6 protein-coding genes are annotated in these 7,442 nt (G+C 48.9%); 3 read left to right on the top strand and 3 right to left on the bottom strand.

All coding sequences use genetic code 11. The features are described from left to right. Positions 1-49: 49 nt before the first annotated feature. Positions 50-1,039 (bottom strand): quinolinate synthase NadA, encoded by a 990-nt coding sequence (gene nadA / locus HMPREF0673_RS06085; RefSeq protein WP_007899498.1) that lies wholly within the window; start codon positions 1,037-1,039, stop codon positions 50-52. 1,776 nt (positions 1,040-2,815) lie between these two features. Here nadA and HMPREF0673_RS06080 point away from each other — a divergent pair. The 3 genes from HMPREF0673_RS06080 to HMPREF0673_RS06070 all read left to right on the top strand — a co-directional run bounded on the left by HMPREF0673_RS06080 (position 2,816) and on the right by HMPREF0673_RS06070 (position 4,085). Then, positions 2,816-3,094, top strand: coding sequence for a TRL domain-containing protein (locus tag HMPREF0673_RS06080; RefSeq protein WP_040596552.1), 279 nt, complete (start codon positions 2,816-2,818; stop codon positions 3,092-3,094). A gap of 90 nt (positions 3,095-3,184) precedes the next feature. Further along, positions 3,185-3,697, top strand: coding sequence for a hypothetical protein (locus tag HMPREF0673_RS06075; RefSeq protein WP_007899485.1), 513 nt, complete (start codon positions 3,185-3,187; stop codon positions 3,695-3,697). A gap of 19 nt (positions 3,698-3,716) precedes the next feature. Continuing rightward, a complete protein-coding gene (locus HMPREF0673_RS06070; RefSeq protein WP_007899479.1) occupies positions 3,717-4,085 on the top strand; it encodes a toxin-antitoxin system YwqK family antitoxin in 369 nt (122 codons plus the stop codon). Between the two features lie 97 nt (positions 4,086-4,182). Here HMPREF0673_RS06070 and HMPREF0673_RS06065 read toward each other — a convergent pair whose 3' ends face one another. Together HMPREF0673_RS06065 and miaB are read right to left on the bottom strand one after the other, a co-directional pair. Next, complete coding sequence (locus HMPREF0673_RS06065) at positions 4,183-6,009, bottom strand: ABC transporter ATP-binding protein (RefSeq protein ID WP_007899478.1); 1,827 nt, start codon at positions 6,007-6,009, stop codon at positions 4,183-4,185. A gap of 33 nt (positions 6,010-6,042) precedes the next feature. Beyond that, positions 6,043-7,374, bottom strand: coding sequence for a tRNA (N6-isopentenyl adenosine(37)-C2)-methylthiotransferase MiaB (miaB, locus tag HMPREF0673_RS06060; RefSeq protein ID WP_007899477.1), 1,332 nt, complete (start codon positions 7,372-7,374; stop codon positions 6,043-6,045). Positions 7,375-7,442: the final 68 nt, after the last annotated feature.

Raw genomic sequence — 7,442 nt, 5'->3', positions numbered from 1 at the left:
GGTATGGCAGGGATGCCATACCCTCCTACAATTCAGTGGGAACCACTCCTTAGGAAAGCTCAAGCATTCGCTCTATCGGCTTAACGGCATCCTTGGCGATAGATTCGTCCACAGTCACCTCCGGAAGCTCGTAGCGCAGCGTATTGTATATCTTGAGCAACGTATTCTTCTTCATATACTCGCACTCGTTGCAAGAGCAGCCTACCCCACCCTCAGACACCTCCGGCGGAACCGGATAGAATGTCACGTCGGGACAGCAGCGCTGCAACTCGTGCAGGATGCCAGCCTCGGTAGCTATGATGTATTCCTTCGTCTCCTTATGTTCCTTAGCATAATCGAGCATCGTAGCCGTAGAACCCTTCACGTCAGCCACAGCCAGCACCGGTGCCTTACACTCCAGGTGAGCCATCACCACAGCCTCCGGGTGCTCCGCCTTCAACTTCACGATAGCCTCTACCGAGAACTTCTCATGCACATGGCATCCGCCGTTCCACAGCAGCATATCGCGACCCGTAACACTATTTATATAGTTGCCCAAGTTATAGTCGGGACCGAAGATGAGCTTCTCGTCCTTCGGCAGACTGTCCACCACCTTCTTCGCGTTGCCCGAGGTGACCACCACGTCCGTGAGTGCCTTCACCGCAGCCGTCGTATTCACGTAGCTCACCACCTTATAGCCAGGATGCTGCTCCTTGAACGCCTTCAGGTCCTCCGCCTTGCACGAGTCGGCAAGCGAGCAGCCGGCAGTGAGGTCGGGGCACAACACCTTCTTCTCCGGCGAGAGTAGCTTACAGGTCTCAGCCATGAAGTGCACACCGCACATCACGATAATCTTCGCATCGGTCTTCGCAGCCTTACGAGCCAATGCCAGCGAGTCGCCAATGAAGTCAGCCACCTCCTGCACTTCGCCCACCGTATAGTAGTGAGCCAGCACAACAGCGTCCTTCTCCTCACACAAGCGACGTATCTCTTTTTTCAAGTCAACGGATTCATCAACCGCTTCGTCGATGTAACCCTTCTCTTTCCAATCGTTGTTCATATTTTTTTTTAGTTGACGAGTAAACAAGCAGACAAGTTAACGAGCGGACAAGTTAACGAGTAGACTACTTACCAACATCTCTTTATATATCTATTTCTTTTTATTTTTAAAGAAAAGAAAAAGATTATGAGTATGATATACTGTTAGTACGTTGAAAACTTTCTACCTATTTCTTTGGTTATTTCGTTATAAACCTGTAAGACATCATTATCAACAGGTTGTGTTAATATTTTCTCTTTGAAAATGAGTTATATATGTTAGTTATACACAAAAGTGCTATTACACCTGCAAAGTTAATAAGTTTATATCTTTTTCTCTTAAAAACCTGTGGAAAACTTTAGAATATTAATTTGATAACGCACACAGTTATCCACATCCACCCTACTCTGCCTGTCCGCCTGTTGATAACCGCTAAGTTGTTAACAGTGTTGTTAGTAAGTTATCAACAGGTTATCAATAGATTTGTGAATAATAACAGGAGGTGTGTTAAAACTCGAAATGAAGACATAGGAGGGTATGGCATCCTTGCCATACCCTCGCAATTTGCCATCAATAAGGCAGTGTGACTGCACGTAACCATCAATACTGCGGCGTGGGTATGGCAGGGATGCCATACCCTCCTATTAACACAGTTATCCACACATCTGTTGATAACTTTCTATTGGTTTTCAGTCTATTATACAAGTTATAAACAATATCAACAGGTGATGCGCTATTTTTATGTTGACACGGTCGTTTTATGGTGCGAATGAGCTTGTCAACTATATCAAATCGCTGTCCAAACACCATCTTTCCACATCTTTCTTAACAACAGGTGTTGATAACTTATTGTTGTATATCAGCCTGTTACCTGTGTTATCCACATTATCAACAATGTACAGGGTAGTATCATGCCATAGCATACCGATTGCTGCCTGGGATTACTATAATTGATGCGGTGTAAGAGTGTTACTGATGTTGGGTTGTAGTATCGCTAATGTTGGGTATAACTATAGCTAATGTTGTTTATAACTGCAGCTTATGTCATCGTGCACCGAACGCCGTCCGATCGGGCGGCGGACGGAATCTGATTGGGCGGCGGACGGAATCTGATCGGGTGGCGGACGGAATCCGATAATAAAACATGATGTTTCGGAGTGCGAAAGTGTTTATTAAACATAGTTATCAACGTGTTTGTGGATAACATTACATTAGGTATTAGTTAGTTATGGAGTTATCAACAGGTTGTTGATAATTGTGGATAACTCGCTAATTTAGGAGGCTATGGCATCCTGCCATAGCCACGCTACCCTCCTGTATGCAATCACGCTGCCCTCCCGTGTATAACGCTACCCTCCTGCGCACAACCACGCTATCCTCCTGTGCGCAATCACGCTGTCCTCCTGTGCATAACGTCGCTCTCCCGTACACGCCTTTTTCCTACCTCTCCACCCTCATATACACGCCTGTAAGTACTCATGTACCTACAAACTAACGTAGTTATACACAGGTATGTTGATAAATAAGATTTGTGAGTCAGTCTGTTACGGAGTTATCAACAGGTTGTGTAAATTGTGGATAACTGGTTGTTCTGTGGTTATTTGGTTTTTATATCGTGTGGTAAAAAGTATGGCTTTATTATGTTTATTTTATACTAATAGGTGTATTAGATTAGTCTTGTGCATAAAAATACATCTGTTTAAAATAAATTAACAAAAAAAACATCTATTCATTAATAACCCTTTAATTTTGCAAATGGTATTTTTATACAATTACAAAAATTTAAATTTATTGTCTATGAAATCATTAAAGGTAATGGCAGCTCTCTTGGTAGCTGCAGCAATGACAAGCTGTTCAGCAGTGAACCCACTCGCTGCAACATCAAACACAGTAGGTACAAAGTGCGGTCAGGCTTCTTATCCGGTATTCCTCAGCGTTCTGACTTTCGGTGGTGACGCAAGTATTAACAAAGCTGCTAAGGAGGCAGGTATCAAGAAGATTTCTCACGTTGACGTTAAGACAACAAGCATCCTTGGTCTTTACGGTACAAAGACAACTTACGTTTACGGTGAGTAATCACTAAGATGTAGTTTCGGTTAAATGAAATTTATAGGAAGGATAACCAACAGTAGTAGGTTATCCTTCTTTTTTTAAAATAGATGATAGATGAGAATATTTCTATTGATGATAATGCTTGCAACTGGCATTGCCAGTACGAGCGCACAGTCTGTTTCGAACCGCTTAAATCCTTTCTCTACAAAAAAGGGAGATGCTTATTTTATTGGTAACAAGAAGCTGAGCGAGCGTAGCAAGGACATTAAGCGATTTGTATTCGATATGACTTATGTGTCTCATTGCGACTCGCTGACCATGAACTTTACTGTTGTTTCGCCTAATCGCGAGGATATAAGCCGCTTGTCCGTGAGCAACGGTACGTTTACGACGGAGGCTTCAGATGTAAAGCTTTTGTATCACGAAACGAAGGGTAGCAACTTCGTTGTGCGTACAACTGCCCAGTTGAGCTATAAGGACATAAAGAAGCTATACACATCAGCGACACCGGTTGTATTCACATTTACCGATACGGAGGGCAGAACGAATACAGCCACTTATTCCACGGGAGATTGGAATAAGGAAAAGGCTGTGTTCGAGAAAATATTCTACACAATAAATATATAACAAGATACAGTAGTTCTATATGAGAAAACTTTTATTGATTTTGTGCGTATTCACTCTTATGTCGTGTACTAAGGAGGTTAAGATAAGTCAGCTGGTATTCAACAAGAGCCTTACCGTAGCGTATTATGATGAAGAGCCTTTCAGTGGAAAGGCATGGTCTGAAGACAATAAAACGGTATGTATAACTTTTGAAGAGGGAAAGGTTACATTGATAAAGGTGTTTCATGCAAACGGCAAGGTTGCGGTTGAAGGAACCGAATTTCAGGGCGTAGGCAAAACCTATGACGAGCAAGGCAACAGTATTGGATTGCATGAGTTTGTTAAGGCTTATCCTGCTATAGTCAACGAAGTGCAGCATATGGCAATGTATTGTATGACGAATCGTTGAAGTAGGAAGGCGTAAGTATATATTGCTATTCGGTAGAACGAAGAAAGCCCGAAGTCCAGTAGATCAGGACTTCGGGCTTTCTTTATCCCTAAGGCTGTTACTTCTGCATTTCGTGCAGTTTCTTGTAGTAACCACCAAGTGCGATGAGTTCTTCGTGCGTGCCACGCTCCACGATTTCGCCTTCGTGCATCACGCATATTTCGTCGGCGTTCTTGATGGTAGACAGGCGGTGGGCGATAGCCACCGTCGTGCGCGACTTCATGAGGCGTTCCAGCGCGTCCTGCACGAGGCGTTCGCTCTCGGTGTCGAGTGCCGATGTAGCCTCGTCGAGGATGAGTATCGGCGGATTCTTCAGTATGGCGCGTGCAATGCTCACACGCTGTCGCTGTCCGCCTGAGAGACGTCCGCCGCGGTCGCCGATATTGGTGTCGTAGCCCTGCTCGGTCTGCATGATGAACTCGTGGGCGTTGGCTATGCGCGCCGCCTGCTCAATCTGCTCCTGCGTAGCACTCTCCACGCCGAACGTGATGTTGCCGCGGAACGAGTCGTTGAAGAGTATCGCCTCCTGGTTGACGTTGCCGATGAGCTGTCGCAGGTCGTGTATGCCGAGATCCTTGACGTTGATGCCGTCGATGAGCACCTCGCCCTCCTGCACGTCATAGTAGCGCGGAATGAGGTCGACGAGTGTCGACTTGCCCGATCCGCTCTGTCCGACGAGAGCCACGGTCTTGCCCTTTTCTATCACGAGGTTGATGTCGCGCAGCACCCACTGCTCGCCGTAGCGGAACGACACGTGGCGGAACTCTATCTGATGCTCGAACGAAGCGATGTGCTTCGGCTGCAGAGGTTCCTTGATGGTGTTCTCCGCCTTCAGAATCTTGTCTACGCGCTCCATCGAGGCGAGACCCTTCGGAATGTTGTAGCTCGCCTTGGAGAACTCCTTCAGGGGGTTGATGATGGAGTAGAGCATCACGAGATAATAGATGAACGACGGGCCGGAGAGTATCTTGTTGTCGAGCACCAGTATGCCGCCCACCCAGAGCACGATGATGATGAGCACCGTGCCGAGGAACTCGCTCATCGGGTGCGCCATCTGCTGGCGTATGTTCACGCGCTGCACGGCGTCGCGGTATTCGTTGTTGATGTTCGAGAAGCGTGTGTTCATCTTGTCCTCTGCGCAGAACGCCTTCACGATGCGCAGTCCGCCGAGCGTTTCCTCCACCTGCGACATAGTGTCGCTCCAGAGCGACTGCGCCTTGATAGACTTCTTCTTGAGTTTTCTGCCCACGCAGCCCATGAACCATCCGAAGATTGGCACGAAGACGATGGTGAAGAGCGTGAGCTGCCACGAGATGAAGATGAGTGCTCCGAAGTAGAACGTGATGAGAATAGGGTTCTTGAAGAGCATGTCGAGCGACGACATTATCGAGCTCTCTACCTCCTGCACGTCGCCCGTCATACGCGCTATGATGTCGCCCTTGCGTTCGTCGGAGAAGAAGCTGAGCGGCAGCGATGTAATCTTGCGGTAGAGCTGGTTGCGTATGTCGCGCACCACGCCCGTTCGCACAGGTATGATTGTAGCCGACGAAAGGAAGTATGCACCCGTCTTGAGGAACGTGGTGAAGGCGAGAAACAGACCGATTACGAGTAGGGTAGTGGTCGGTCCGACGTTGGCTATGAGCTGCGTCACGTAGTAGTCGGCGTTGTTCGACAGTACCTCCTTTATGTTGTCGAAGCTCCACGGCATGAGATGCGTAGCACTGCCTGCGCCTTCTGTTCGGAAGAGTATCTGAAGGATGGGGATGAGTGCTGCGAAAGAGAAGATGTTGAGCACAGCCGACAGCACGTTGAACGTGGCTGTCAGCGCGATGTACTTCTTGTATGGCGGCACGAAGCGCCTCAGTACCTGTAGAAATTCTTTCATGTCTTTATTCTGATGTAGTGCCTGATGGTGGGTTTATTCTGCTATAGTGCCTAACAGCGTAGCCGATGTGGCATCCGTTATCTTCACCATGACGCGGTCGCCGATGCGGTATGTGCCCTTGTCGAACACCACCGCCTTGTTCTGCTCGGTGCGTCCCATGAGCTGCTGGCGCGAACGCTTCGAGTAGCCCTCTACGAGCACCTCGAATGTCTTGCCGATGTCCTTGCGGTTCTGCTCAGCGCTCACCTCCGTCTGCAGGCTTATAAGCTCGTTGAGGCGTTCTATCTTCACCTCCTCCGGCACGTTGTCGGGCAAGTGCTTGGCGGCGTATGTGCCCGGGCGTTCGGAGTACTTGAACATGAAAGCCGAGTCGAACTGGCACTCGCGCACCAGCGAGAGTGTCTCTGCGTGGTCCTCCGGCGTCTCGTCGTGATAGCCCACGAAGAGGTCGGTAGAGAGTCCGCAGCCGGGTATGATGCGGCGTATTGCCTCCACACGCTCCAAGTACTGCTCGCGTGTGTACTTGCGGTTCATCAGTTTCAGTATCTTTGTCGAACCGCTCTGCGCCGGGAAGTGGATGTGCTTGCAGAGGTTAGGCTCTTCGGCTACGGCGTACAGAATGTCGTCGGTCATATCCTCGGGGTTGGATGTAGTGAAGCGCACGCGCATGTCGGGCACGCTCTGCGCCACCTTGTGCAGCAGTTCGGCGAACGAGCAGCCGCCCTCGATGCGCTTTCCGGCAGGTGTGAGTCCGTAGCTGTTCACGTTCTGTCCGAGCAGTGTCACCTCCTTGAAACCACGGTCGTGCAGGTCGCGCACCTCGCGCAGGATGCTCTCCACGTCGCGTGAGCGTTCGCGTCCGCGAGTATAAGGCACGATACAGTAGTGGCAGAAGTTGTTGCAGCCGCGCATGATGCTCACGAAACCGCTCACGCGGTTGCCGCCGATGCGCTGCGGCACAACGTCGCGGTAGGTCTCAGTGGTGCTCAGCTCGATGTTCATGGCGTTCTGTCCGTTCTCGCACTGCGCAATCATGTCCGGCAGATTGAGGTAGGAGTCGGGACCGCAAACGAGGTTGGCGAAGTGGTTCTGTATGAGGTCTTCGCGCACACGCTCAGCCATGCAGCCGAGCACGCCGAGTATTAGCTCGCGTCCCTTCTTCTTCTCTGCGTGCAGAGTCTCAAGTCGTCCGTATATCTTGTTCTCTGCGTTCTCGCGGATAGAGCAAGTATTGAGGAAGATGGCATCAGCCTCTGCCTCGTTCTCGCACAGTTCGTAGCCTGCCATCTGCATGATTGAAGCCACGACTTCTGAGTCTGCCACGTTCATCTGGCAGCCGTATGTCTCGATAAAAAGTTTCTTCATTTATATAATTATGTATGTTTCAAGTGGATATAACGCTGCAAAGTTACTACAAAAAAGTGAAATGCGGA

The sequence above is a fragment of the Leyella stercorea DSM 18206 genome (assembly GCF_000235885.1).
GTDB lineage: Bacteria > Bacteroidota > Bacteroidia > Bacteroidales > Bacteroidaceae > Prevotella > Prevotella stercorea.
Note: the sequence above shows the minus strand (reverse complement) of the source record. Positions and strands in the feature narration are given on the sequence as shown.

What these genes read in the sequence shown, in the direction of transcription:
- nadA (WP_007899498.1), bottom strand. Translation starts at nt 1,039, where the DNA reads ATGAACAACGATTGGAAAGAGAAGGGTTACATCGACGAAGCGGTTGAT.
- HMPREF0673_RS06080 (WP_040596552.1), top strand. Translation starts at nt 2,816, where the DNA reads ATGAAATCATTAAAGGTAATGGCAGCTCTCTTGGTAGCTGCAGCAATG.
- HMPREF0673_RS06075 (WP_007899485.1), top strand. Translation starts at nt 3,185, where the DNA reads ATGAGAATATTTCTATTGATGATAATGCTTGCAACTGGCATTGCCAGT.
- HMPREF0673_RS06070 (WP_007899479.1), top strand. Translation starts at nt 3,717, where the DNA reads ATGAGAAAACTTTTATTGATTTTGTGCGTATTCACTCTTATGTCGTGT.
- HMPREF0673_RS06065 (WP_007899478.1), bottom strand. Translation starts at nt 6,009, where the DNA reads ATGAAAGAATTTCTACAGGTACTGAGGCGCTTCGTGCCGCCATACAAG.
- miaB (WP_007899477.1), bottom strand. Translation starts at nt 7,374, where the DNA reads ATGAAGAAACTTTTTATCGAGACATACGGCTGCCAGATGAACGTGGCA.